Consider the following 26,488-nt stretch of genomic DNA (forward strand, 5'->3'; position numbering starts at 1 on the left):
TACAGGGGACACACGCCCCTTACATTAAACCGTCTTCTGCGGAAGGGCTGTCGCTACAGCCTTCTCAACCGGCAGGGGAAGATACGCTCGGATGCGAAGCCCACCACGCGGGCTGCGGCCGATATCTAGCGAACCGGCGTGGGCATCGATGATGCGCTGCACAATCGCTAAACCTAAGCCAGTGCCACTGGTGGTGCGGGCGCTGTCGCCGCGAACGAATGGCTGGAACAGATGCTTCAGCTGGCTTGGCTCAATGCCGGGGCCGTCGTCTTCAACTTGGAACCAACCGCGCTGCAACTCCTTGCCACTGCTGACTTTTATCCAACCGTTGCCGTAGCGGGCGGCGTTCACCACCATATTCACCACGGCGCGTTTGATAGACAGCGGATGCACATTGACCAGCACTTCGCCGGTGACTAAATCGCTATCGATCTCACGCTCATATCCACTTTCTGCGGCAATCACTTCGCCGAGAATCGAGTTGAGATCGCACTCTTCAGTCTGCAACTCCTGCCCGGTACGCAGATAATCGATGAACTGCTCGATGATGGCGTTGCACTCTTCGATGTCCTTGTTGATGGACTCCGCGAGATAGCCATCGCCGTCGCTCATCATCTCCGTCGCTAAGCGAATACGGGTTAACGGCGTGCGCAGGTCGTGGCTGACACCAGCCATCAGCAAGGTTCGGTCGTCGGCAAGCTGCTTCACGCCTGCGGCCATCTGGTTGAACGCGCGGGTCACCGAACGCACCTCAGACGCACCGTATTCGCGCAACGGGGCCGGGATTATCCCCTTACCCACCTGCAACGCGGCGTGTTCAAGTTCCACCAAGGGTCGGTTTTGAATACGGATAAACAGCCACGCGCCGCCTATGGCTAACAGCATAATCGCCAAGGTGTAGCGGAACAGCGGGGAGAAGTCGCCCTGATGAATTTCAGTCAAGGGCACGCGCACCCAGATGTCAGGAGACAACCAGGTTTTCAGCCACACGACCGGGGTATTCTTGTTAACTTCGACGCGAACATCGGTAGGGCCACCGAGTTGCTGCGCCATTTGCTGACTGAGGAATTCGTAATGTTGCGCCCAACGCAGCCCGCTCTCTTCGGCGGCCGAATTGGTGTACAGAGAGATCCCCAGCTCGCGGTAGATTTCGCGGCGGAATGCAGGAGGAACGGCCAGCAGCGTGCCATCTTCCAGCTGCAACTGATCGGTCATTAGCATACGCACTTCGTAAGCCAAGACCTTATTGAACTGTTGCAGACTCGGCAGAATGGCGAAATTCAGCACGACCAAATAGGTCGTCACCAAGCTGACGAACAGCAAGGTGACGATCAACAGCAGGGTTCGGGCAAACGAGCTACGCGGTGAAAAGCGTATTCGTCTCATGCCTTACTGCCGTCCGGTACAAAGACGTAACCCAAGCCCCAAACGGTTTGGATGTAACGTGGGTGTGCCGGATCTTCTTCCACCATGCGGCGCAGGCGGGAAATTTGTACGTCAATTGAACGTTCCATGGCGCTGTATTCGCGGCCACGGGCCAAGTTCATCAACTTGTCGCGAGATAACGGCTCACGCGGGTGGCTTACCAAGGCTTTCAACACGGCAAACTCGCCGCTGGTCAATGGCATAGGCTCATCTTCACGGAACATCTCGCGGGTGCCGAGGTTCAGTTTGAACTTACCGAAGGAAATAACCGCTTCTTCTTGAGAAGGCGCGCCCGGCAGTTCGTTAGCCTGACGGCGCAGCACGGCGCGGATACGGGCCAGCAGTTCACGCGGGTTAAATGGCTTAGGAATATAGTCGTCGGCGCCGATTTCCAGACCAACGATACGGTCAACTTCTTCGCCTTTGGCGGTAACCATAATGATTGGCATCGGGTTACTTTGGCTGCGCAGGCGGCGGCAAATGGACAGGCCGTCTTCGCCCGGAAGCATTAAATCCAGCACCATCAGGTGGAATGATTCACGAGTCAGCAAGCGATCCATCTGTTCGGCGTTCGCTACGCTACGTACCTGAAAACCTTGCTCGGTCAGGTAACGTTCTAAAAGAGCCCGCAGGCGCATATCGTCATCAACAACCAGAATCTTATGATTCTCTTGCATTTTTATTACTCCCAAAGGCATGAATACCCGAAGTCTGTATTGTTAGAAATTCGTGCTAAAACAGACAGCTATTAATGGTATATATTCTAGTCGAAATTGTTACAAAGATTATGCTTTTCCTAATTTATCAACAATTTTCAGCGGCAACTCACGCCCTCGTTAACATAAATCAGCATGATTGCCACTTTACCTCTTTACGGCTAATTTGCTCTAGCAATCTTGAGCCTGCAACCCGGCTATGAAAATATTCCCCTTTGGCGCACAGACTCACTCGTGAACAGAATATGAAAACCAAACTGATTACCCGCGAAGGTTATAACAAACTTAAGCAAGAGCTGGACTTCCTCTGGCGCGAAGAGCGGCCTGAAGTGACCAAGAAAGTCACGTGGGCTGCCAGCCTTGGCGACCGTAGTGAAAACGCCGACTACCAATATAATAAGAAGCGCCTGCGCGAGATTGACCGACGGGTTCGCTATCTGACCAAATGCCTTGAGCAGTTGCGCATTGTCGATTACTCGCCGCAGCAAAAGGGCAAAGTGTTCTTTGGTGCCTGGGTTGATATTGAAAACGACGACGGCGACACCAAGCGTTTTCGCATCGTCGGCTATGACGAAATTTTTGGCCGCAAAGATTACATTTCCATCGACTCACCGATGGCCCGCGCCCTGCTAAAGAAAGAGGTGGGCGACAGCGCGGTGGTGCAAACCCCAGTCGGCGAAGCCATGTGGTATGTGAATGAAATCAACTATGATGAAGAAGCGCCGAATTCGTAAACCTTCCATGACTCTCAAAACGCCGGTGAGAAGGGCCAGATAACTGGCATTTTTCACCCTCAAAACGTATAACTGTCCCCCAGTTTTTATGTCACTCAACCAATGAAAAGCCTATGAATGATCAACTGAGCCGCATTATCGCAACTGAATTGCAGGTTCGCCCGGAGCAGGTTGCTTCCGTGGTGCGTCTGCTGGATGAAGGTAATACCGTGCCATTTATTGCGCGGTATCGTAAGGAAGTCACCGGTGGGTTGGATGATACCCAACTGCGTCAGTTGGACAGCCGTCTGGGCTATCTGCGTGAACTTGAAGATCGCCGCCAAACCATTCTCAAATCCATTGAGGATCAGGGCAAACTGAGCGACGACCTCGCCAAAGCGATTAACACCACGCTGAGCAAAACCGAGCTGGAAGATTTATACCTGCCGTATAAACCTAAGCGCCGCACTCGTGGGCAAATCGCCATTGAAGCGGGCCTTGAGCCGCTGGCCGACCTGCTGTGGAATGAGCCGCAAAACGAGCCGGACGCCACCGCAGCCAAATTCGTTGATGCAGACAAAGGCGTCGCCGACACCAAAGCCGCCCTTGATGGTGCGCGCTACATCTTAATGGAGCGTTTCGCCGAAGATGCCAGCCTGCTGGCCAAAGTCCGCGACTACCTGTGGAAGAACGCCCACTTAGTCTCACGCATGGTGGAAGGCAAAGAGCAGGAAGGCGCGAAATTTAGCGACTACTTCGACCATCACGAACCGATTTCCAAAGTCCCTTCTCACCGCGCGTTGGCAATGTTCCGCGGCCGCAACGAAGGCGTGCTGCAACTGGCGCTGAATGCCGACCCGCAGCATGACGAAGCGCCGAAAGAGAGCTATGCCGAGCAGCTGATCATTGAGCACCTCGGGCTGCGCCTGAACAATGCGCCAGCCGACGTTTGGCGTCGCGCGGTGGTCAACTGGACATGGCGCATCAAAGTGCTGCTGCACCTTGAAACCGAGCTGATGGGCACGGTGCGCGAGCGCGCTGAAGACGAAGCGATTAACGTCTTCGCCCGCAACATGCACGACCTGCTGATGGCCGCTCCGGCCGGGATGCGCGCCACCATGGGCCTCGACCCCGGTCTGCGCACTGGCGTTAAAGTGGCGGTGGTGGATAACACCGGCAAGCTGGTCGGCACCGATACCGTCTACCCACACACCGGTCAGGCGGCGAAAGCGGCCCAGCAGGTTGCGGCACTGTGTATCAAACACAATGTTGAACTGGTGGCTATCGGCAACGGCACGGCTTCTCGCGAAACCGAGCGTTTCTTCCTCGACCTGCAAAAACAGTTCCCGGAAGTAAAAGCGCAGAAAGTGATTGTCAGCGAGGCCGGTGCGTCGGTCTACTCAGCCTCCGAGTTGGCGGCGCAAGAGTTCCCGGACCTCGACGTCTCCATTCGTGGCGCGGTGTCTATCGCTCGTCGCCTGCAAGACCCGCTGGCCGAGCTGGTGAAAATCGATCCGAAATCCATCGGTGTCGGCCAGTATCAGCATGACGTCAGCCAGACCCAGTTGGCGAAAAAGCTGGATGCGGTGGTGGAAGACTGCGTGAACGCCGTGGGCGTTGACCTCAATACTGCCTCAGTGCCGTTGTTGACTCGCGTTGCGGGCCTGACGCGCATGATGGCGCAGAATATTGTTAGCTGGCGCGACGAAAACGGCCAGTTCCGCAACCGTGAACAGCTGCTGAAAGTGAGCCGTCTGGGGCCGAAAGCCTTTGAACAGTGTGCAGGCTTCCTGCGTATTAACCACGGCGACAACCCGCTGGATGCCTCAACCGTTCACCCGGAAACCTACCCGGTGGTGCAGCGCATTCTGGCGGCGACCAATCTGGCGCTGAAAGAGCTGATGGGCGACTCCAACGCCCTGCGCGGCCTGAAAGCCAGCGAGTTCACCGACGAGCAGTTCGGCGTGCCTACGGTGACCGACATCATCAAAGAGCTGGAAAAACCGGGGCACGATCCGCGTCCTGAGTTCAAAACCGCGACCTTTGCTGACGGCGTTGAAACCATGAATGACCTGCTGCCGGGCATGGTGCTGGAAGGCTCAGTGACTAATGTGACCAACTTCGGCGCATTCGTGGATATCGGCGTCCATCAGGACGGTCTGGTACACATCTCTTCACTGGCAAATAAGTTTGTCGATGACCCGCACACCGTGGTCAAAGCGGGCGATATCGTCAAAGTGAAAGTGATGGAAGTGGACTTGCAGCGTAAGCGCATCGCGCTGACCATGCGTCTGGACGAGCAGCCGGGCGAAACCTCGGCCCGTCGCGGTGGCGGTTCAGCGGCACCTGCCGCTGGCAATGGCCGCGACGCACAAAAGCGCGGTCCAGCGAACAAACCGGCCGGACGCGCGGCTTCTACACCTGCGGGCAACAGCGCGATGGGCGATGCTCTCGCCGCCGCCTTTGGTAAAAAGCACTAAAAGCGACAATTCCCGCCCTTGCTCAAAGCCGCTGAATTTCAGCGGCTTTTTTATTACTCCCGCCAATACCCCTACTTATTGAATGATTACTAATCACGTAATCACTGAGTTAAATCAATAAATCCGCTCCAGCACAGGCATAGGATAGCCCCATCGCGAAGGGAGTCTTTTAGGGAATATCCCTTTTTTAACTCTCTTGGCGCGTACTAATTATGATAACTATTCGCATTTTTACTTCTTAAGTCATTTGATTGGCGAGAGTTCGCCAGACACCAGCCAGACCTTATTTCGCAACGATTTACCCCATACAGAGGGTAATAACCGGGCAAGGAAGCACGGCGTTATCGCCGTCCCCATTCCGCCTGAACGCTTCGCGAGGACCTATGCAACTGATCTCTCAACGTGCTTATAAAATTACCGGCTTTTCACACGAAATCAGCCCGGCTTATCGGCAGAAACTGCTGTCACTGGGCATGCTGCCCGGCTCTCTGTTCAATATTATCCGCGTCGCGCCGATGGGCGACCCGGTACAAATCGAAACCCGTCGCACCAGTCTGGTGGTGCGTAAAAAAGACCTCGACCTGTTGAAGCTGGAAATGCAGGCCGGATGATTTTTTCAGCGCGGGCTCGCTTTAATTTAATGCCCGCGCCGCTCTCTTCTCTCACGTAGAAACCAACGTATGAAAGCACTCACTATTGGCTTAATTGGTAACCCGAACTCCGGTAAAACCACCCTTTTCAACCAATTAACTGGCGCACGTCAACGCGTGGGGAATTGGGCCGGGGTCACTGTAGAGCGTAAAGAAGGCCAGTTCGCCACGGCCGAGCATCAGGTCACGCTGGTGGATTTACCCGGCACCTACTCGCTCACCACCATCTCCGAACAAACTTCTCTCGACGAACAAATTGCCTGCCACTACATTCTCAGCGGCGACGCCGACCTGATAATCAACGTGGTGGATGCCTCGAATCTGGAGCGAAACCTTTATTTGACGCTGCAACTGCTGGAGCTTGGCATTCCCTGCATCGTGGCGCTGAACATGTTGGATATCGCCCAGACTCAGAACATCACTATTGATATCGCTGCGCTGGAAAAACGGCTGGGCTGCCCGGTGATTGCGCTGATTTCTACCCGCGCCAGCGGCATCAGCGAGCTGAAAAAATGCATTGATAGCCGCCCTGCCGCCTCTGACCTTTCCCGCGTGATTTATCCGCCGGTGTTACAGCAAGAAGTGGACGCCATGGCCGCCGCCATCCCAGACCCACTGCCGCTGCAACAGCGCCGCTGGCTGGCACTCCAGATGCTGGAAGGCGACATTTATAGCCAGACCCATGCCCCGCACGCCGCCGCGCTATTGCCCGCCGTGCGCGAAAGACTGGTCAGCCAGCAGTATGAAGACCCGGCACTGCTGATCGCCGATGCACGCTATCAGAGCATTGTTAGCCTGTGCGAAGCGGTCAGTAATTCACACCTGACCGCGCCGAATCGCATGACGCAACTCCTCGACCGGGTGATCCTCAACCGTTTCCTCGGCGTGCCGATTTTCCTGCTGGTGATGTACCTGATGTTCCTGCTGGCGATTAACATCGGCGGCGCGCTGCAACCGATTTTCGATATCGGCTCGGCCGCTGTGTTCATTCAAGGCATGCAGTGGGTGGGTTTCACCCTGCACTTCCCGCAGTGGCTGACGATTTTCCTCGCGCAGGGGATTGGCGGCGGTATCAACACCGTGCTGCCGCTGGTGCCGCAAATCGGCATGATGTACCTGTTCCTCTCCTTCCTTGAAGACTCCGGCTATATGGCGCGGGCGGCGTTCGTGATGGACCGCCTGATGCAAGCGCTAGGGCTGCCGGGCAAATCCTTCGTGCCGCTGATTGTCGGCTTTGGCTGCAACGTGCCTTCGATTATGGGCGCGCGCACCTTGGACGCGCCGCGCGAAAGGCTGATGACCGTCATGATGGCGCCGTTTATGTCCTGCGGCGCGCGTCTGGCGATTTTCGCCGTGTTCTCCGCCGCGTTCTTTGGGCAGAGTGGCGCATCGGTGGTGTTCTCTCTCTATCTGCTCGGCATCGTGGTCGCTATCCTCACCGGTTTAGTGCTGAAATACACCATCATGCGCGGAGAAGCTTCACCCTTCGTGATGGAGCTGCCGGTTTACCACATTCCGCACCTGAAAAGCCTGCTGCTGCAAACGTGGCAGCGGCTGAAAGGCTTTGTGCTGCGCGCCGGTAAAGTCATTGTTATCGCGAGTATTTGTATCGGCGCGCTGAACAGTTTCTCCTTCAGCGGCAAGGCGGTGGACAACATTAATGACTCGGCGCTGGCGAGCGTCAGTAAAGTGCTGACGCCGCTGCTGAAACCGATGGGCGTTCACGAAGATAACTGGCAGGCAACGGTTGGGCTAGTAACCGGCGCGATGGCGAAAGAAGTGGTGGTCGGCACGCTCAACACCTTATATACCGCCGAGCACATCACCACGCAGGAGTTTGATGCCGCCAACTTCAACCTGTTGGATGAACTGAACGGCGCGGTACACGAAACTTGGCAGGGTTTGAAAGACACCTTCAGCCTGAGCGTGTTGTCGAACCCGATTGAAGCCAGCAAGGGCGACGGCGAAATGGCTGCCACCTCGATGGGCGTGATGAGCAGTAAATTCGGCACCGCGATCTCAGCTTACAGCTACCTGATCTTCGTGCTGCTGTATGTGCCTTGCGTGTCGGTCATGGGGGCTATCGCTCGCGAAACCAGCCGTGGATGGATGACCTTCTCCATCGCGTGGGGGCTGAATGTGGCCTATTCGCTGGCGACGCTGTTCTTCCAAACCGCCACCTTTAGCCAGCACCCGGCCAGCAGTCTGGGCATCATTCTCACCGTGATTGCTTTTAATGCGCTGGTGTTGGTGGCGCTGCGGAAAATGCGCAGCCGCGTGACCGTCACGCTGAAGCCTCGCAACGTCGCCGCTTGCTGCCAACCGGCAGTTAACGATTGCCATTAAGGAGTTGAGATGACTTCTCTGATAGCCGTTCGCGATAACGTGGCGCTGGCTGGAATCGCCGATGCACACCAACTGAGCCTGCAACTGAAAGCGCCACAGCCGCTGGTGCAGGCGATGCTCGACAAACTGGTCGCCATGCGAAAACTGGAAGCCGTTGAACCTGATAACAGCTGCCTCAGCGGCCGCTGCAAAAGTTGTGCAGACGGCAAAAAATGCCTGACGGTCAGCTACCGGCTGATCCCTTCTTAGCTCAGCGGTTGCCACGGGTCGCGGACTTGCACAGAGCCCGCGTCCGTGGCTAATTCCACCTCGCCGCCCTGCAACCACTCACTAAGCGCAAAACCGCCCTGCGGCGTCACGATTTGTACATCGGTGCGGCACGGCAGCTGCTGCAAGGTGTTGCTCAACTCGCGAAACGCCTCTGGCGAAACCGGCTGGTCACAGCGAATCAGTAAGTCGAGGTTACTTTCGGCGTGCATCGCCGGGATATCACTGGCCATGGTGTAGGCGCAGCTGCCGGTCACACCCCATGTCCACGGCCATTTCAGGCTGGCGAAGGTGATCAACGACTGCATGGGAGGCAGGGAAATAAAGCGCGAATGCAGCAATGATACTGGGTTGGCGACCAGCGATTCCGGCGTCACGGTGCGCACGATAGAGGAAGCAGCCACCCAAGCCGTCGCCCGCTGAGTGCGCGTCATACCACGAATCCCCACGGCGATAGCGCCATCAGCACGCTGCCCGCGACACACCACCAGCGGCAAATGTGTCCGCCAGTGACTCACCCACTCGGGCAAGGCTTGATCACTTTCCAGCGCCGAACGGTCGGCAATCCAAATCAGGTCATGGGCACGCGGCAAACTCATCGTTAAGCTTCCTTATTGTTCAAAGCAGCGAAAACCCCACTGCTATAAAGGGTAGTCAGCTAATGATACACAACCCGCTGGCGAACTTAACCTGAAGAATGACCCACAAAAAAGGGCGCCCGTGGGCACCCTTCTCGTGAAGACCGTAAAGCTTATTTGTCGTTAAAAACTTATTTGTCTTTAAAGACTTCAGCCGTTGCGCTGATTTTCTTCTTCTCTTGACCACCGATGATCACGAAGTATTTGCCGCCTTTCTCGTCAGCTTGCTTGGACAGCTCTTCGCGCGCATCCATTGGTGCAGTGTATTCGTTGCTGGTCGTGATGGTGCCCAGGCTAACCAAACCTTTCTCTTGTGCCACTTCTTTGGTGATCAACTCTGCCGCCATTGCGCTAGTTGAGAATACGCCTGCCAGAACAACTGCTGCCATAATTTTATAAGATTTCATGAAGTTACCTCTAAGAGTGATTATTTTGATAAAGCTCCCATGATAATACCGACGATGAAATCCGCGCTGGCGTAACCTTCCTGGCCTGACACCAAAATTTCCCCAGAAACGCGGCATGATGTAACCGGGCCATAGGCTGGCCCGACAATCACCTTTCGGTATTATCTGCCTAAGTATTAGTCACTCCCAAAAAATATCCAGTCGAAATGTATAAAATATTTACATTAGATTTCAATGTGTGACAGCAAACTGCTTTATCTGCTCGCAGAAGGCTTCAGGGTGAGAGATAAAAGGCGCATGAGCCGATTTTTCAATGATATGCGACTCGCTTTCAGGCCACAGCGCGTCCAATAACGGCACAATTTTGCGCGGTACCAGCCCGTCGAGTGCGCCGTAAATGCGCAGCATTGGCACGCTGAGTTGGCACAGAGCCTGACGCAGATCCACCTGCCGCAAAATCTCTAATCCGCCATTGAGCACTTCAACCGACGGCATCGGCTGGCTCAGCACCACTGATTTCAGCATGCGGGCATCCTGACGAGCGCTGTCGCTGCCCAGCGTTTGTAGCGCCAGAAAACGCTCCACCGTGCGCTGGAAATCTTCACTCAGCTGATGCTGGAAGCCGTGCAGCACTTCGGACTTAATCCCCGGCCACTCATCGTGAGCTGCAAAGCAAGGCGAAGAAGCCACGATGATCAACTTTTCGACGCGCTCTGGCGCACTCAGGGCAATCTGGCTGGCGACCAGCCCACCCAGCGACCAGCCGAGCCAGACGGCTTTTTGCGGCGCGGCGGCCAGCACGGTGTCGGCCATCTCCTCAATGCTCATCGGCCCAAAACCTTCGCTGCGGCCATAGCCCGGCAAGTCCACCAGATGCAACCGAAAATGCGGCGCGAGTCGCTCGGCGGTGTAACGCCAGACTTCCGCATTCAGCCCCCATCCGTGAAGCAGCACAAGATCGAGATCGCCTTCACCTAAGGTCTGCCAGTAGAGCTTATTCATAGGGTAATGTCCGTTGGGTTTCGAAATCTACAAAGGGAAAAGTGATGTTAAGGATAACAATTCAGGCGCAGTGCTGGCTATGCCAACAGCCGCTGCATCTTGCGCGGCACGGCCTCTGTAGCGTTTGCGTCAAATACCTCCCCGTCCCCCCGCCCTGCTGCCCGCGCTGCGGACTACCCAGCAGCCACGCCAAACTCGACTGCGGGCGCTGCCTGCGCAAGCCGCCGCCGTGGGACGCCTTGGTGCAAGTGAGTGACTATATTGCGCCACTCAACGGCTTGGTGATGCGTTTGAAGTTCGCCAAACAGCCCGAGCTGGCCCTGCCGCTCGCCAGACTGCTGCTGTTTCGCTGGCTGGCCCGATTTCGAGCCGCCGAGGTGGTTCGCCCCGATATCCTGCTTAGCGTGCCTTTGCATCGGCGGCGCTACTTTTCACGCGGCTATAACCAGAGCGAGCTGCTGGCCGCGCCGCTGGCGCGCTGGCTGCGATGTCAATTTCACCCCTATGCTTTACAGCGAATTCGCGCCACGCCGCCACAGCAACGGCTTTCCGAATCTGCACGAAAACGTAACCTTCGCCGAGCCTTTATTTGCCGCGAAAACTTCCACGGCAAGCATGTTGCGCTGCTTGATGATGTTGTTACAACGGGGAGCACATTATGTGAAATCAGTAAGTTACTGAGAAATCAGGGGATTGCCTCGCTACAGATTTGGTGCGTTTGTCGCACCTTGTAGTCGGCTAAGTAAAGGGCGTATTATAACCAACTGGAGTAGTCAACTATTGAGCCAATGTTATGATTCTTATTACCGATGCTGCCCAAGCGCACTTTGCCAAACTGCTGGCAAACCAAGAAGAAGGCACCCAGATCCGCGTATTTGTGATCAACCCCGGTACGCCGACCGCGGAGTGCGGAGTGTCCTACTGCCCACCTGATGCGGTGGAAGCAACGGATACTGAATTGAAATTCGAAAAGCTGTCCGCTTTCATCGACGAGCTGAGCAAGCCATATCTGGCCGATGCTGAGATCGACTTTGTTACCGACCAGCTTGGCTCACAGCTCACGCTGAAAGCCCCTAACGCGAAAATGCGTAAAGTTGCTGACGACGCGCCTCTGATGGAACGTGTTGAATATCAACTGCAATCTCGTATCAACCCACAGCTTGCCAGCCACGGCGGCCGCGTATCTCTGATGGAAATCACCGATGACGGCATCGCAGTTCTGCAATTCGGCGGCGGCTGTAACGGCTGTTCAATGATTGATGTCACCCTGAAAGACGGCATCGAGAAAGAACTGCTGGAAAACTTCCCAGAGCTGAAAGGCGTTCGTGACCTGACCGAACACCAGCGCGGCGAGCACTCGTTCTACTAATAGAACAAGTTGCCAAAGGTAGAAAACAGAAGGGTTCAGCTTGGCTGAACCCTTTTTCATGCCTTTTTCATGCCTTTTTGCGCCTTCGGTCCAAATCCTTAATCAACCGATTGACCCACTCGTCGCTGAATATCTCCTCGAGGCTGTGAGTCAGTTTGCGCTGCCAGTTGGGGTATTCGGTGTTGGTGCCCGGCACGTTGACGGGGGTTGCCATGTCCAGCCAATCCTCGGGTTGCAGGCCCAATAAGGCACTGGCGCTGCCTGCCAGATAGCGCTGCAAACCGCGATTTAACGCTGGGGTCATCGACATCCGGCTGGCCTGTTTTCCGACGCTTTTCGCCACGCAGCCCTGACGATGCAGAGCATCGAGCAGGTTCTGCTTATTGGCTTCTCGCTCGGCGCGCAGCCGCGCCAGCACGGCGGCGTCGGGGTAAATCCCCAGCTTCTCACCAAGCCTGAGGTCGCCCCCCTCCCAATAGCCGCGCAGGGTCGGCAAGTCGTGGGTGGTGACGGTAGCCATCGCCTGCGTGATGTACTCCTGCGGCGTGCGATAAGCGCCGTTTTTCTCCTGCTCGAAATAGAGCACTTTGTAGGAGTAAACGCCGCTATCGCGCAGGCTGGCGACAATCTCTTTGGGAACAATGCCAAGATCTTCGCCAATCACCATGCACTGGTGACGCTGGCTTTCTAGAGCCAGCACGCCAAGCAGGTCTTGCAGGGGATAACGCACATAAGCCCCTTTCGCCGCGTGCTCGTGGGCGGGTATCCACCATAGCCGCAGTAAACCCATCACGTGATCGATACGCAGCGCGCCGCACTGCGACATATTGGCGCGCAGTAAATCGATAAATGGCTGATAGGCCCGCTCTTGCATTACGTGGGGATCTATCGGCGGAAGCCCCCAGTTCTGCCCCTGCGGCCCGAGCAGGTCCGGCGGCGCGCCGACCGTCGCCCGCAAGCAGTAGAGATTGGGATCAGACCAGGTTTCAGCCCCGCCCTCGGCCACGCCAACGGCCAAATCACGGTATAAACCGAGAGGCATTCCTAGCTCAACGCTGGTTTCATAGCAGTCGGAGAATTGCTCGTGGGCCAACCACTGCAACCACAAAAAGAACTCTACTTCGTCGGAGTAATGCTCGCGGAAAGCCACCACGTCGGGGCTGTTGATGTCGCGATAGGTTTCCGGCCACACCGGCCAGCCCCACAGGCCCAAGTCCAAATCGCGCAGATGGGTGTGCAGGGCATCAAAGACCCCGAGCTGATAAAGGCTCTCGCCGCCAAGATGAACAAAACTGCGAAAGTCGCGCTTGCGCTGACTGGCCTCCGGCGTATCGACAAAGGTCTTCCACGCCAGCTTTAGTCCGTCAGATTTCAGCTTCATCACTTGTGCATAATCGACATATTCTCGGCTGCGCGCCTGATGCAGCGCGTCGCGGGTTTCTGGCTCTCGCCACCAGCTTTGGGCTTCTTCACTATTAATAAATTCAGGCACTTGGCTGACATCAATGTAAGTGACGTTCAGCCAGCGCCGTGACGAAGGGCTGTAAGGGCTGGCACTGAGCGGGTTCGCCGGATAAAGCGCATGAATCGGGTTGAGGCCGATAAATGCTCCGCCGCGCTGGGCAACCTGTTCCAGCATCTGCTTGAGATCGCCAAAATCCCCCACGCCCCAGTTCTTCTCCGACCTGAGGGTGTAAAGCTGGACCGTGGCCCCCCAAAGCTTCTCGCCATTGAGTACGGCCTGCGGCTCATAACAGCGAGGCGGCGCGATAATGATGCGACAGCCCCACTGTTTCTTGCCGTGGCTGAGGGTTAACTGGTGATACCCCGTCGGCAGGTTTTTCGGCAAGTGCAGCGGCTGGTTTGCGACATGTTCACCGGAGGAAACATCGCCATTTTCCAAGGTCAGCTGCCAGTGCAAATTCGAGGAATGTTGCGGCGCAAGCTCCACCTTTTGATGCTCTCGAAATACCAGCACGGCGGGCAGCGGCGATGCCGAGCCAAGGTCCGGCTCAGCGCGCCCCATCGCCGAGAGCAGCGCCAGCTTGGTTTCATCGGAAACCGACTGCACCTCATCCTGCATATTGATAAAACTGTCTAGAATTCCTGCCTGCTGTGCAGCGTGCTCGAGTTGCTTGCCCTCCATTCCTGCTCCTACCGTTTGGCCTGCCAGATGCGTTGCTGATAATCGTGAATCGAGCGGTCGGCGCTAAACATGCCGACGCGAGCCGTGTTGAGAATGGCTCGGCGGGTCCACTCATCGGCATCGCGATAGAGCGCATCGACATTTTTCTGCGCCTCGCAATAGGCAGCAAAATCGGCCAGTACCAGATAAGGGTCACCGCCCTCTTTAAAGCTATTAAGCATCAAATCAAAGGCGTGTTTATCCCCCTTGGTGAAGAACCCTTTGGCAAGTTCGTCGAGAATGGCTTTGAGATGTTTATCCTTTTTCACCACGCTCTGCGGTTTATAGCCTTTCTTTTGCAGCGCCTTAACGCCATCAACGTCCAGACCAAAGATAAAGATATTCTCATCCCCCACCTGCTCGGCAATCTCCACATTGGCGCCGTCCAGCGTGCCGATAGTCAGCGCGCCATTGAGGGCCAGCTTCATATTGCCGGTACCCGACGCCTCTTTACCGGCGGTGGAAATCTGCTCTGACACATCGGCGGCCGGGATCATCAGCTCCGCCACCGACACAGAATAGTCGGGGATAAACACCACTTTCAGGCGATCGCCGACGATCGGATCGTTGTTGATCGCCTCGGCAACCTGATTGATGGCATAGATGATGTTTTTCGCCAAATAGTAGCCGGGAGCGGCTTTCGCGCCGAACAGGAAAACGCGCGGGACGATATCCAGTTTCGGGTTCTCACGAATTTGCTTATACAGCGACAAGATGTGCAGCAAGTTCAGATGCTGGCGTTTGTACTCGTGCAGGCGCTTAATCTGCACGTCGAAGATGGCGTTAGGATTGAGTTTGATCCCCAGCCGCTGCCAGACGTACTCGGCAAGGCGCACTTTATTTTCATGCTTAATCTTGCGGTACTCTTTGCAGAATTTTTTGTCTTTAACGCCGCTTTCCAGCTGCTTCAGCAAGCTGAGATCGGTCACCCACGCGTCAGTATCAAGACGTTTGTCGATCAGCGCAGACAGCGCCGGATTACACTGTTTAATCCAGCGACGCGGCGTGATGCCGTTGGTAACATTGTGGAATTTCTCCGGCCACAGCTGGTGATACTCGGGGAACAGATCTTTCACCACTAAATCAGAATGCAGCGCGGCCACGCCGTTGACGGCAAACCCGGCCACCACGCACAGGTTCGCCATGCGCACCTGCTTGTCATGATGAACCGCCAGTTTGGCCCACACCTGTTCGTCGTCCGGCCACTGCTTGTCGACCACTTTCTTAAAGTTGGCGTTGATCTGTTTGATTATCTGGAAGTGTCGCGGCAGCAGGCTGCGCACCAGCTTTTCATCCCAGGTTTCTAGCGCTTCTGGCATCAATGTGTGGTTGGTATAAGCAAAGGTGCGGCTGGTGATGTGCCAGGCATCATCCCAGCTGAGTTGGTGTTCATCGAGCAGCACCCGCAGCATTTCGGGGATGGCAATGGTCGGGTGGGTGTCGTTGAGCTGAATCACCTCATAGTCCGGCAGCTCGGCAATTTTCCGCCCAAGGAAGTGGTGGCGGCGCAGAATATCGGCCACCGAGCAGGCGCACTGGAAATATTGCTGCATCAGACGCAGGCGTTTGCCCGCCTGATGGTTGTCATTGGGGTACAGCACTTTGGTCAGTTTGGCGGCATCAACGCCCTGCTGCTCGGCTTTAAGAAACTCGCCGTCGTTGAATTTTTCCAAATCAAAGGGGTGTGGGTGGGTAGCTTCCCACAGGCGCAGCGGCTGGGTGACGCCGTTGCGATAACCAATCACCGGCAAGTCCCAAGCCTCGCCACGCAGAGTAAACTCCGGCTCCCAGCGGCTAACTCCGGCATCGTTCTTGACAATTTTCCCGCCGATGCCCACGCTGACGGCCAGCGAGCTGTTGTGGCGGAACCACGGATATTGGTTGCGATGCCAGTCGTCCGGCGACTCTTTCTGCTGCCCATCGACAAAGCGTTGGCGGAACAAACCGTACTGATAGTTCAGCCCATAGCCAATCGCAGGCTGGCCAACGGAGGCCATGGCGTCGAGGTAGCAAGCGGCCAATCGGCCCAAGCCCCCGTTGCCCAGAGCCGGGTCAATCTCCTCTTCCAGCAAGTCGCTGAGGTTAATATCAAACTGCTTCAGCACGTCAGCGACGGTGTCGAACCAACCTAGGTTAATCAGGTTGTTACCTGTCAAACGACCCACCAGAAACTCCATGGAGATGTAGTTCACATGGCGCGTTATCTTCTGGCGCTTTTTGCTGGCGGGAACGGTGTCGTTTTGGGGGGGAAGCTGTTCGGCGACGGCGGCGCTAACGGCATGCCACCATTGATGTAAAGTCATGTCCTTGGCGGAAGTGAGCCCGAAGGCCTGCCATTGGCGGGTTAGCGCCGCCAAAAAAACGTCCTGCTTGAGAGTGGGCTTGGTCATAAGGCAGCTCTTTCCTTTTCGTTACACTACGGGAGAAGAAGTCTGTTCTGCATGAAAGCGAAATCTGTGATCTGGGATCAACTATAGGTATAAACCCAATAGGACAAAAAAGCTCATCACGAGGGCGCGATAAGCTTAGGGATTTGTTGGTAAATATTACGGCTGGAGGCCAAACAACAGCGTTAATTCTGGCCGTAATAAGCATCCGGGCCGTGTTTGCGGCTAAAATGTTTGTTCAGAAGATAGTCATCCATCGGCGGTAATTGCCGGTTCAGGGTGCCGGTTATCCACGCCATTTTTGCCACTTCTTCCAGCACCACGGCATTGTGCACCGCCATTTCAGGCGTGGTTCCCCAGCAGAAAGGGCCATGCTGCGACACCAAAATGCCGGGCATATGCAAGGGGTCAGCATCTCCCAGCGTTTCGGCAATTACGTGGCCCGTCTCCAGCTCATATTCGCCCGTCACCTCGGCCCGGCTAAGTGGCCGAGTACAGGGGATCGCCCCCGCGAAGTAGTCAGCGTGGGTGGTGCCCAACGCGGGAATAGGCGCATTAGCCTGCGCCCACGAGGTGGCATAGGTCGAGTGCGTGTGAACAATGCCGCCCAGCTCGGGGTAACGGGCATAGAGCGCGAGATGGGTTGCCGTGTCAGAAGAGGGTTTGAAATACCCTTCGACCACGTCACCCAGCATATTCACGACTACCATGTCGTCGGCACTCATTACTTCATACTCTACGCCGCTGGGTTTGATCACCATCAGGCCGGAGGTCCGGTCGATGCCGCTGACATTGCCCCAAGTAAAGGTGACTAACCCCCGCGCTGGCAGCGCCATGTTGGCGTCGAAAACCTGTCTTTTCAGTTGCTCTAACATACGGCGGCCTCCACGTTTAACCCGGCTTTCTGCATTTTATCTACCACCCATGCGCGAGCTTCGCGCACCTCTTTAACTGGGTCGCTCGCGGTTTCACTCCACATTTCAATCAAATAGGGGCCGCGATAGCCGGTGTCGAGCAGCGTTTTGAAGCAGCGTTCGAACTCCACCACGCCTTGGCCGAAAGGCACATTTTTAAACACGCCCTGCTGAGTGTCTTTGACATGCACCGCCACGATATGGCCTGCGCCACTCGCCAGTTCCATCTGCACGTCGTTATCCCACGCCGATAAGTTGCCGATGTCGGGATAGAGCTGGAACCACGGATTGTTCAGATAGTGGGCGTAGCCCAAAGCTTTGCTGATGGAGTTCATCAGCGGGTAATCCATGATTTCCATCGCCAGCGTGACCTGCGCGCGGCTTGCCATCTCCACGGCCTCCTTCAGGCCAGCGCGGAAACGCTCGCGGGTGTGGTCATTGGCTTCCTGATAATAGACGTCGTAGCCAGCAAGCTGGATAACTCGAATGCCAAGGTCCTGCGCCAGCACGATAGCTTTACGCATCACCTCCAGCCCCTGCGCGCGGGTGGCATCCTCTTCGGATCCGAGAGGGAAACGGCGATGCGCACTGAGGCACATGGAAGGAATGCGAACACCAGTGCGGGCAACGGCATCCACCACCGCCATTCGCTGCTCGCGACTCCAGTCCAGCCGCGCCAATCGGTGATCGCTTTCATCGACCGACATTTCGACGAAATCAAAGCCTAGCTCTTTGGCCATTTTCAGGCGCGCGAACCAGTCTTCCCCCGCAGGCAGGGCCTTTTCATAAATACCGAGTGGAACGGCTTTGTGCATCATTGCGCTGTCCTTAGCCCCAGAGCTGGCTGATTGATTTTTTGAACTGGCGAGCGGCCTCGACCGGGTCTTTTGCATCACGGATACTGCGACCAGCGATAAAGACGTGGACCGGGATATCTTTAAACAGCGGCAGATCTTCCAGAGCCAGACCGCCGGTGATGGTGACCTTGAAGCCCATGCTGGATAGGCGTTGGATCGCGGTAATATCGGCATCGCTCCAGGCGACACCGGCGGCCTGTGCGTCACGGCTGCGGTGATACACCACTTGCTGAATTCCGGCTGCGCGCCACTCCTGAGCCTGTTCCCACGTCCAGTAGCCTGTCAGTTCAATTTGCACGTCGCCGCCAAACTCTTTGGCGACTTCCAACGCGCCCTTGGTGGTGTTGATGTCGGCACAGCAGATAACCGTCACCCAGTCGGCATTGGCTTCAAAGCACATGCGCGACAAAATTTTCCCTGCGTCAGCAATTTTGGCATCGGCTAATACGATTTTTTCTGGATACAGTGCTTTCAAATCACGGACGGCGCGAACCCCTTCCGCCACGCACAGAATGGTACCCACTTCGATAATGTCGACTTCATTAGCTATCAGGCGCGTGGTTTTGTAGGCGTCATCCATCGACTGGTTATCAAGCGCAACCTGCAACATCGGTAATGTTTTAGACATGGTATGTTCCCTTTACATTGAGTCAGTCAACGCAGCCTCAGAAGCTGCGGAGGTTTTATCTATTAAATCCAGCACTTGTTGAGCCGTGGTGCAGGCGCGCAAGCGATCAAAGTTCTCTTCGTCTTCAAACAGGTTCACCACCTGCATGATGCCGACCTCTTGATGGGCATTGGCATCCACCGCCGCGAGGGTGATCAGGATGTCTACCGGGTCGTTGTCCTCATGGTTGAAGACCAGAGGTGTTTTCAAGGTGACCAGCGCAAAACCGGTTTTGAGCACTCCCTCTTCAGGGCGGCCGTGCGGCATCGCCAGACCGGGCGCAATCACGAAGTAAGGGCCGAAACGCTCCACGCCATCGAGAATGGCTTGGTAGTAGCGCGGCTCAACCACACCGGCCTCTACCAGCATATCCACCCCAATTTTCACCGCCTCCTGCCAAGTTTCAGCGTCGGCGTTTAGGCGAATCGAGTCATTTTCAGCCAGAGAATCACGTAATTTCATGGCGCTCTCCTTACTTCTTCAGGTCGCTGGCGAAGTGCGCGTTAATCACTTCCATCACTTTCGGGCCAAAATCTGCAGCAGAAAGCATGTTGCGCACACCGACAACGTATTTGTTGCCGCTGACGGTGATTTCATCGGCCACGTGGGTTGAAGCCACGATGATATCCGCCCCGCTCAGCTCAGATTTGTACTCACCCACTGCGCAGCTGTTCATGGTGTGATCAACACCCTCTTGAGTGAGGAACTGGCCAATTTTCATTTTCATGATCATTGAACTGCCTTGCCCACAACCGCATACCGCTAGAATTCGTACTGTCATGTGAAAATCTCCGGTCAATGTGAAATAGATGAATAAGAGTGTGTAACTTAGTGAGAAGCAGGCTGGTTAAGCGCCTGTTTTTCAGCATCTTCTTCGGCGCGCAGTGTGCGACCGGCGAAGAACATATAAAGAAGTGCGACCACCACGATGAGACCCATAAAGGCCATGCCGATGCTAAAGAAGCCCTGCATCAGTGGCGGTGCCAGAATTGACCAGTCGGCCATGCCCATCCAGGCACTCAGGCCAGTCAGTTTGATTGCCCAGACGCAGCCGAAGATCTCCAACATGCCCATCACCAGACAGATTTTTAGCGCCGCGCGCCAGCCGCCAAAGTGATTCGCAAACACGCCAATGGTGGCGTTGGAGAAGAACATCGGGATGAAGCCGGGAATGATCATGATGGATGAGCCGAGCGCGAACAGGATGCCTACGGCGATCAACTGCCCGATGGTGCCCCACATAAAGCCCCAGACCACTGCGTTCGGCGCGAAGCTGTAAATAGCCGCGCAGTCGATAGCCAATACTGCGCCGGGAATTAAGCGTTGGGAGATGCCGTTAAAGGCTTCGGTTAATTCAGCGACGAACATACGCACGCCCTGAATAATGATGAAAATAGCGACCGCAAACATCAGCCCGGTTTGCAGGATATAGATAGTCCAGTGGGTTTTACCGGCCATCAGTTGCAGGGTATCGAGGCCAAATGAGCAGAGAATGATGCCGAAGAAAATGGTCATCACGATGGCTGTCGAGACGATGTTGTCATGGAAGATATTCAGCCAACCCGGCAGCTTGAGGTTCTCTACGCTGTCTTCTTTTTTACCCAGATACGGAGCCACTTTATAAGCAATCCATGAGGCAAACTGCTGCTGATGCCCAATCGAGAAGCCGCTGTTTTCCGTCACGGCCTGAGTGGGTTTGTACATCATGTTGGAAGTGATGCCCCAGTAGAGCGAAACCAGAAACGCCGTCGCCCAAATGGTAGTCCACATCGGGTAGCCCATCACAAAGAAGAACACGGCGATAAGCCCGGCCTGTTGGAACATGATGTGGCCGGTCAGCATGATGGTGCGAATGCCTGTGATACGGCGGAAAACCACATACAAAATGTTCAGCGCCAAGGCGATCAGCACGGCATAGCCCACCCAGCTGTAGGCTTCACCCATTCTTTCAACCGTTGCCATCATTGAGGCGTAGGTGTCAGAAATGGCGCCATTGATGCCGTACACTTCAGAAAGTTTGGCAACCACGGGTTTGAAAGTGCTGGTCAAAATCCCCGAGCCGGCCTGTAGCAGCATAAAACCGATGATGGTTTTGATGGTGCCCTTGATAACGACACTCACGCTTTTCCTAAGCAGGATGTAGCCCAGCATGGTGACAATACCCAGCAACAGCGGGGCATTGGTCATGACTTGATTGAAAAATACGGTGAAGACGGTGTAGAGGAATTCCATAAGACTCTCCGTTAACCTTCAAGAGACCCGCTTTGAGAAGACTCTGCAAAGCGATAGTCACAAATACTGTAAGGACGGAGGCACATTAACGCTCACAATAAATCATTAAAAGATTGAAAATGATTATTTGTGATACTCCTCGCAAGATATCCGCTGCAAGAACATTCACGTCAAAGTAAAAATCACAAATAAACATTTAAATTCATAATGATATAACAAAATACTGAAATCCACCTAACGCATTCCCTCTTCAACTACAGGCTCATAATGTTTCTGAATGAGTACACAAACATTATTAACCCTGCTTGTCTCGATGATTTATTGGTGCTAAGTTCAGCAAATAGTAATCATCAAATAATCACAAAAGATCATTAAGACAAAAAATTTCAACTTACCGATGCATGAAGAGGGTTAAACCATGAGTAAAGTTCAAAGCATTACCCGCGAGTCCTGGATCCTGAACACCTTCCCTGAGTGGGGTACCTGGCTTAATGAAGAGATTGAGCAAGAGCGCGTCGCGCCGGGGACCTTCGCGATGTGGTGGCTCGGCTGTACCGGGATCTGGTTGAAATCAGAGGGTGGTGCGAATATTTGCGTCGATTTGTGGTGCGGCGTGGGCAAACAAAATCACAGCAGCCCGTTGATGAAAACCGGCCACCAGATGCAGCGTATGGCGGGGGTGAAAAAGCTTCAGCCTAACCTGCGCACCACGCCATTTGTGCTTGATCCCTTTGCCATTAGAGAGATCGACGCCGTACTTTCTACTCACGATCATAACGATCATATTGATGTGAATGTCGCCGCTGCCGTCATGCAGAATTGCTCGCCAGAAGTGCCGTTTATCGGCCCACAGACCTGCGTAGATCTTTGGATGAGCTGGGGCGTACCGGCTGAACGCTGCATCGTGATGACGCCGGGCAAAGTGGTGCGAATCAAAGATGTAGAAATCCACGCGCTGGACTCCTTCGACCGCACAGTGCTAATCACTCTGCCAGCAGACCAAAAAGCCGAAGGCGTGTTGCCAGATATGATGGACAAACGCGCCGTGAACTACCTGTTCAAAACGCCGGGCGGCAATCTGTACCATAGCGGTGACTCCCACTATTCCAACTATTTCGCCAAACACGGCAATGAACATCAGGTAGACGTGGCGCTCGGCTCTTATGGCGAGAACCCGCGTGGCGTCACCGACAAAATGACCAGCGTGGATATCCTGCGTATGGCGGAATCCTTGAAAACTCAGGTGGTTATTCCGTTCCACCATGATATTTGGTCAAACTTCCAAGCTGACCCGCAAGAAATCCGCATGCTGTGGAATATGAAAAAAGACCGACTAAAATATGACTTTAAGCCGTTTATTTGGCAGGTCGGCGGCAAATTTACTTATCCCAATGATAAAGATAATTTCGAATACCACTACCCGCGTGGCTTCGATGACTGCTTCACGTCAGAAACAGATTTGCCTTTCAAATCATTCCTTTAATCATCATGAAGAGCGGCAGGGAGCAACTCCCTGCCTTTTCCACCAAAGAGGAGCCACTAAGCTAAGGGTGTATGAATGATTGAATCACTCGCCTATAATCACGCAATAATCATTTCCCCTGCGGAGCAATCATGACTGAACCCCAGCGTCACAACGCGATCCTCAATCTTTTACAACGTAAGGGTCAGATCTCTGTCTCCGATGTGATCGACAGTTTCGATATTTCTCCGGCGACCGCGCGCCGTGATATCACCAAACTCAATGAATTAGGCAAATTGCGTAAAGTGCGCAACGGTGCCGAAGCCGTCAGTTCACCCCGCGAGAACTGGACGCCGCTGAATATCCACCAGACGCATAATCTCGATGAGAAAAAACGCATTGCTCAGGCAGCCTCACAGCTGTGTGAAGCCGGTGAAAGCGTGGTGATTAACTGTGGCTCGACGGCGTTTCTGCTGGGCCGCGAAATGTGCGGCAAAGACATTCAGGTGATCACCAACTATCTGCCGCTGGCGAACTATCTGATTGAGCAAGAGCACGACAGCGTGGTCATCATGGGCGGGCAGTACAACAAGAGCCAGTCCATCACCCTCGCACCACAGGACGGCGATGCCAGCCTGTACGCCGGGCACTGGATGTTCACCAGCGGCGCGGGCCTGACCACCGACGGTCTGTACAAAACCGACATGCTTACCGCCATGGCCGAGCAGAAGATGCTGAATTATGTGGGCAAGCTGGCGGTGCTGGTTGATAGCAGCAAGGTCGGTCAGCGCGCGGGAATGCTATTTAGCCGCACCGAACAAATCGATGTGCTGATCACCGGCAAAGAGGCGGACGTTGAAATCCTTGAACAATTGCGCCAAAAAGGCGTGGAAGTGATTCTGGTTTAAGCTTTAACCCTGCGGTTTGTCTGGTCTTGGCGAGCAAATATTTAGGTAGAATGTGCCGATAACTGATTATTGAGGCTCGCCAGAATGGAACAATTTGAATCGATCAGCGTTGAACAAGCGCACACCCGCCTGAAACAGGGCGACGCGGTCATGGTAGATATCCGTGATCCGCAAAGCTTTGGCGCGGCCCATGCTCCGGGCGCATTCCACCTCAGCAATGAAAGCATGCTGGCATTTATGGAACGCGCTGACACCAAAACCCCGGTGATGGTGATGTGCTATCACGGCATTAGCAGCCGTGGCGCAGCCCAGTACCTGCTGACTCAGGGTTTTGAATCGGTCTACAGCATCGACGGCGGTTTCGAAGCTTGGTCAAACACCTTCCCACAGGATGTTGAAGCCTAATCCCCAGTCCGGCTTCACCTTCGGCTGAGTCTCCAGCCAAATAAGCACTCCCCGAATTTAAGTCGCTGCCAACATGGCGGCGGCTTCTCTACATATAACGAACACGGGTGGCGCAGGGGATATATCGTTTGGTTTGGTCCTGAGTGCCAAATGTTCTTAAGCGAAAACAGCTACTGCTTATAAGTATTGATATAATTTATCCCTGATATTTACAGGATATGAAGATGAAACATCTGGAAAACACCCGCCAATTGGGCATGCGTACGCTTGCAGTGCACGCGGGTCAACAGCCTGACCCTTTAACTGGCGCGATCACTACGCCAATCACCGCGACCTCTTCTTTCTCTTACGATGACTTTGACAGCGGCGCGCGTCGCTTCAGCGGCGAAGAGCCGGGCTACTCTTATAGCCGTTTCGCTAACCCAACCGTGGCGGTTGTTGAGCAGAAAATGGCGGCACTGGAAGGCGGCGAAAGTGCCGTGGCCTGTGCCAGCGGCATGGCGGCCATCAGCGCCGTGCTGTTTGCCCTGCTGTCGCCGGGCGATGAGATTATCCACGTGGGTACGCTTTATGGCGGCACCGAGGGTGTGATCCGCAACCTGCTGCCGCGCTACGGCATCAAACCGATTTTCGTGGCGGACACCAAAGACCTGCAAGCCGCCCTGACGCCGCAGACCAAAATGGTGTTTGTGGAAACCCCAGCCAACCCCGTTTTGGGGATTGCCGATATTGCAGAAATTGCCCGTATCGCCAAGCAGGCTGGCGCTGTCAGCGTGGTGGATAACACCTTCGCTACCCCTTACCTGACCCGTCCGTTGGATATGGGGATCGACATCTCCCTGCACTCCGCCACCAAATATATCAGCGGTCACGGCGACGCCACCGGCGGTATCGTAGTGGGTAGCAAAGCGCTGATCGACCCAATTCGCGTGCTGTGTCTGAAGCAGTTCGGCGGCTGTTTAAGCCCGTTCGAAGCCGCTTTATTGACCCGTGGTTTGAAAACCCTGCCACTGCGCGTTGAAGCCAGCTCCGTCGGCGCGGCGCATATTGCCGAAGTGCTGCATGCGCATCCGGCGGTGTCGCAGGTGTTCTATCCGGGGCTGAAAAGCCATCCGGGCCATGAGATTGCGGCGCGTCAGATGAAGCTGTTCGGCGGCATCATGGCAATTGAACTGCGCGGCGGCCGTGAAGCAGCGCGCACCTTCCTCGACAAGCTGACGCTGATCACTCAGGCCGTTTCCGTCGGCGATACCGACTCTCTGGCATGTCACCCGGCAACCACCACGCACAGCGCGGTTTCGCCAGAAGTTCGCCGCCTGAGCGGCATCACTGACGGCTTGGTGCGCATCAGTATCGGTATCGAAGATGTCGAAGATCTGGTGGCAGACCTTGAGCAGGCGCTCGAAGGTCTGTAATAGGCTTTAGTCTTCTTTCAGGTTCGAAAAACGCTCGGCCAGCAGGTCGAGCAGTGCCCTGACGGAAGGCAAAAGTCCTCGTCGCGACGCGAAAACCGCATGGATGATTTCGCGTCGCGGCTGCCAACCCTGCAGCACCTGTATCAGCTCCCCTCGGGCAATCTGCTCCGTCAGCATCATGGTCGGCAACTGCACAATCCCCACACCAGCCACCGCCGCAGCTCGCAATGCAGGCATACTGCGCGTCACTAAACGCGGCTGATGGCGAATCGCCGCCTGCTCGCCGTCCGGCCCATTCAATGTCCAAACGTGGTCGTTTTGCGGCACGCCCAAATCCAGACTCGGCCAGCCGATAAGGTCGGCGGGAGTCAGGGGTAATCCCTGTTTTTCCAATAACTCGGGGCTGACCACTAAGCACTGCGCGCGGTCCGCCAATACGCGCATCACCAGCTCACTGTCTTCCAGCGGCGGCGGCCGAACGCGGATCGCCACGTCAATGCCCTCTCCCACCACGTCAACTCGCCGATTGGTGGCTTCCAGATGCACATCCACCAGCGGGTACTGCACCATAAACTCGGCTAGCATCTCGCCCACCCGCGAATCCAGCAGCGCCACCGGGCAGGTCACTCGCACCACGCCACGCGGCTCGGCGTAGCGCAAAGCAATAGCTTCGTCCGCAGCCTCGGCCTCAATCAGCATCGCCCGGCAATGCTGATAGTAAACCTGCCCCACCTCGGTGACGGTAAAGCGCCGGGTGGAACGCTGAATAAGCCGCGTCCCCAGCCTCTCCTCAAGCAGCGCAATCCGGCGGCTCAGCTTGGATTTTGGCATACCCAAGGCGCGCCCGGCTGGCGAGAAGCCGCGATGATTCACCACTTCGACAAAATAATAGAGATCGTTCAAATCGCGCATCGCGCTCTCCATATCGTTCTATTAATAGAACACTGCGGACAATTTTAGCATCTACCGGACCAATCGTTGCAGATCTATCATCTTTTCATCAGCCAAGGCAACGTCGTTTTGGCCACCTTTTTTGACTGGAG

At 55.2% G+C, this 26,488-nt stretch carries 25 protein-coding genes; 11 read left to right on the forward strand and 14 right to left on the reverse strand.

Annotation, left to right across the window (positions count from 1 at the left end):
- Positions 1–24: 24 nt before the first annotated feature.
- The gene (gene envZ, locus GEAM_RS17115) at positions 25–1,386 is read right to left on the reverse strand and encodes a two-component system sensor histidine kinase EnvZ (RefSeq protein ID WP_034793847.1); all 1,362 of its coding nucleotides are present in this window, start codon (positions 1,384–1,386) and stop codon (positions 25–27) included.
- Complete coding sequence (gene ompR / locus GEAM_RS17120) at positions 1,383–2,102, reverse strand: osmolarity response regulator transcription factor OmpR (RefSeq protein WP_009635740.1); 720 nt, start codon at positions 2,100–2,102, stop codon at positions 1,383–1,385. The genes envZ and ompR overlap by 4 nt, the downstream gene beginning before the upstream one ends.
- Before the next feature lie 284 nt (positions 2,103–2,386).
- Between ompR and greB the strand changes: the two genes are divergently transcribed.
- The 5 genes from greB (at position 2,387) to GEAM_RS17145 (ending at position 8,579) form a co-directional block, all read left to right on the forward strand.
- Positions 2,387–2,875, forward strand: a complete 489-nt coding sequence (gene greB, locus GEAM_RS17125) for a transcription elongation factor GreB (protein ID WP_034793848.1) — start codon at positions 2,387–2,389, stop codon at positions 2,873–2,875.
- 113 nt (positions 2,876–2,988) lie between these two features.
- Positions 2,989–5,334 carry a Tex family protein gene (locus tag GEAM_RS17130; protein WP_034793849.1) on the forward strand — a complete coding sequence of 782 codons (2,346 nt, stop codon included), beginning with the start codon at positions 2,989–2,991 and terminating at the stop codon, positions 5,332–5,334.
- Positions 5,335–5,717: 383 nt separating this feature from the next.
- Entirely contained in the window at positions 5,718–5,945 is a 228-nt protein-coding gene (gene feoA, locus GEAM_RS17135) for a ferrous iron transporter A (RefSeq protein WP_034793850.1), read from the forward strand.
- 69 nt (positions 5,946–6,014) lie between these two features.
- On the forward strand, positions 6,015–8,330 hold the full coding sequence (feoB, locus tag GEAM_RS17140) for a Fe(2+) transporter permease subunit FeoB (RefSeq protein WP_034793852.1): 2,316 nt from the start codon (positions 6,015–6,017) through the stop codon (positions 8,328–8,330).
- A gap of 9 nt (positions 8,331–8,339) precedes the next feature.
- Positions 8,340–8,579, forward strand: a complete 240-nt coding sequence (locus GEAM_RS17145; RefSeq protein WP_034793853.1) for a FeoC-like transcriptional regulator — start codon at positions 8,340–8,342, stop codon at positions 8,577–8,579.
- On the opposite strand, the gene GEAM_RS17150 is transcribed toward GEAM_RS17145, so the two are convergent.
- From GEAM_RS17150 to bioH, 3 genes are all read right to left on the reverse strand, one after another.
- Entirely contained in the window at positions 8,576–9,196 is a 621-nt protein-coding gene (locus tag GEAM_RS17150; protein ID WP_034793854.1) for a malonate decarboxylase holo-ACP synthase, read from the reverse strand. The two genes, GEAM_RS17145 and GEAM_RS17150, sit on opposite strands and share 4 nt — an antisense overlap.
- Before the next feature lie 170 nt (positions 9,197–9,366).
- Positions 9,367–9,642 carry a YdgH/BhsA/McbA-like domain containing protein gene (locus GEAM_RS17155; RefSeq protein ID WP_034793855.1) on the reverse strand — a complete coding sequence of 92 codons (276 nt, stop codon included), beginning with the start codon at positions 9,640–9,642 and terminating at the stop codon, positions 9,367–9,369.
- Positions 9,643–9,873: 231 nt separating this feature from the next.
- Positions 9,874–10,644, reverse strand: a complete 771-nt coding sequence (gene bioH / locus GEAM_RS17160; RefSeq protein ID WP_034793857.1) for a pimeloyl-ACP methyl ester esterase BioH — start codon at positions 10,642–10,644, stop codon at positions 9,874–9,876.
- 44 nt (positions 10,645–10,688) lie between these two features.
- Between bioH and gntX the strand changes: the two genes are divergently transcribed.
- Positions 10,689–11,378: a DNA utilization protein GntX gene (gntX, locus tag GEAM_RS17165; protein ID WP_034793859.1), complete on the forward strand. Its 690-nt coding sequence runs from the start codon at positions 10,689–10,691 to the stop codon at positions 11,376–11,378.
- 59 nt (positions 11,379–11,437) lie between these two features.
- Positions 11,438–12,013 carry a Fe-S biogenesis protein NfuA gene (gene nfuA, locus GEAM_RS17170; RefSeq protein ID WP_034793862.1) on the forward strand — a complete coding sequence of 192 codons (576 nt, stop codon included), beginning with the start codon at positions 11,438–11,440 and terminating at the stop codon, positions 12,011–12,013.
- A gap of 67 nt (positions 12,014–12,080) precedes the next feature.
- Here the strand turns inward: nfuA and malQ are convergent, their stop codons facing one another.
- The 8 genes from malQ to ulaA form a co-directional block, all read right to left on the reverse strand.
- Complete coding sequence (gene malQ / locus GEAM_RS17175; protein ID WP_034793864.1) at positions 12,081–14,159, reverse strand: 4-alpha-glucanotransferase; 2,079 nt, start codon at positions 14,157–14,159, stop codon at positions 12,081–12,083.
- A gap of 8 nt (positions 14,160–14,167) precedes the next feature.
- Positions 14,168–16,588, reverse strand: a complete 2,421-nt coding sequence (gene malP / locus GEAM_RS17180; RefSeq protein WP_034793866.1) for a maltodextrin phosphorylase — start codon at positions 16,586–16,588, stop codon at positions 14,168–14,170.
- Between the two features lie 182 nt (positions 16,589–16,770).
- Positions 16,771–17,460, reverse strand: a complete 690-nt coding sequence (locus GEAM_RS17185; RefSeq protein WP_034793868.1) for an L-ribulose-5-phosphate 4-epimerase — start codon at positions 17,458–17,460, stop codon at positions 16,771–16,773.
- On the reverse strand, positions 17,454–18,317 hold the full coding sequence (locus GEAM_RS17190) for an L-ribulose-5-phosphate 3-epimerase (protein ID WP_034793871.1): 864 nt from the start codon (positions 18,315–18,317) through the stop codon (positions 17,454–17,456). Before GEAM_RS17190 ends, GEAM_RS17185 begins: the two co-directional genes overlap by 7 nt.
- 10 nt (positions 18,318–18,327) lie before the next feature.
- Positions 18,328–18,984 carry a 3-keto-L-gulonate-6-phosphate decarboxylase UlaD gene (locus tag GEAM_RS17195; RefSeq protein WP_034793873.1) on the reverse strand — a complete coding sequence of 219 codons (657 nt, stop codon included), beginning with the start codon at positions 18,982–18,984 and terminating at the stop codon, positions 18,328–18,330.
- Positions 18,985–18,996: 12 nt separating this feature from the next.
- The gene (gene ulaC / locus GEAM_RS17200) at positions 18,997–19,485 is read right to left on the reverse strand and encodes a PTS ascorbate transporter subunit IIA (RefSeq protein WP_034793876.1); all 489 of its coding nucleotides are present in this window, start codon (positions 19,483–19,485) and stop codon (positions 18,997–18,999) included.
- Between the two features lie 10 nt (positions 19,486–19,495).
- Positions 19,496–19,804: a PTS ascorbate transporter subunit IIB gene (gene ulaB, locus GEAM_RS17205; protein WP_034793878.1), complete on the reverse strand. Its 309-nt coding sequence runs from the start codon at positions 19,802–19,804 to the stop codon at positions 19,496–19,498.
- Positions 19,805–19,851: 47 nt separating this feature from the next.
- A complete protein-coding gene (gene ulaA / locus GEAM_RS17210) occupies positions 19,852–21,255 on the reverse strand; it encodes a PTS ascorbate transporter subunit IIC (RefSeq protein WP_034793880.1) in 1,404 nt (467 codons plus the stop codon).
- A 418-nt stretch (positions 21,256–21,673) separates the two neighbouring features.
- On the opposite strand from ulaA, the gene ulaG reads away from it, so the two are divergent.
- The 4 genes from ulaG to GEAM_RS17230 all read left to right on the forward strand — a co-directional run bounded on the left by ulaG (position 21,674) and on the right by GEAM_RS17230 (position 25,445).
- Entirely contained in the window at positions 21,674–22,738 is a 1,065-nt protein-coding gene (gene ulaG / locus GEAM_RS17215; protein WP_034793882.1) for an L-ascorbate 6-phosphate lactonase, read from the forward strand.
- 131 nt (positions 22,739–22,869) lie between these two features.
- Positions 22,870–23,625, forward strand: coding sequence for an HTH-type transcriptional regulator UlaR (ulaR, locus tag GEAM_RS17220; protein WP_034793885.1), 756 nt, complete (start codon positions 22,870–22,872; stop codon positions 23,623–23,625).
- An 84-nt stretch (positions 23,626–23,709) separates the two neighbouring features.
- Entirely contained in the window at positions 23,710–24,030 is a 321-nt protein-coding gene (gene glpE / locus GEAM_RS17225; RefSeq protein WP_034793888.1) for a thiosulfate sulfurtransferase GlpE, read from the forward strand.
- Between the two features lie 224 nt (positions 24,031–24,254).
- The gene (locus GEAM_RS17230; RefSeq protein ID WP_034793891.1) at positions 24,255–25,445 is read left to right on the forward strand and encodes a trans-sulfuration enzyme family protein; all 1,191 of its coding nucleotides are present in this window, start codon (positions 24,255–24,257) and stop codon (positions 25,443–25,445) included.
- Between the two features lie 6 nt (positions 25,446–25,451).
- Here GEAM_RS17230 and GEAM_RS17235 read toward each other — a convergent pair whose 3' ends face one another.
- Positions 25,452–26,357: a LysR family transcriptional regulator gene (locus tag GEAM_RS17235; RefSeq protein WP_034793894.1), complete on the reverse strand. Its 906-nt coding sequence runs from the start codon at positions 26,355–26,357 to the stop codon at positions 25,452–25,454.
- Between the last annotated feature and the right edge of the window lie 131 nt (positions 26,358–26,488).

Source organism: Ewingella americana ATCC 33852 (assembly GCF_000735345.1).
In the GTDB taxonomy this organism is placed as follows: Bacteria; Pseudomonadota; Gammaproteobacteria; order Enterobacterales; family Enterobacteriaceae; genus Ewingella; species Ewingella americana.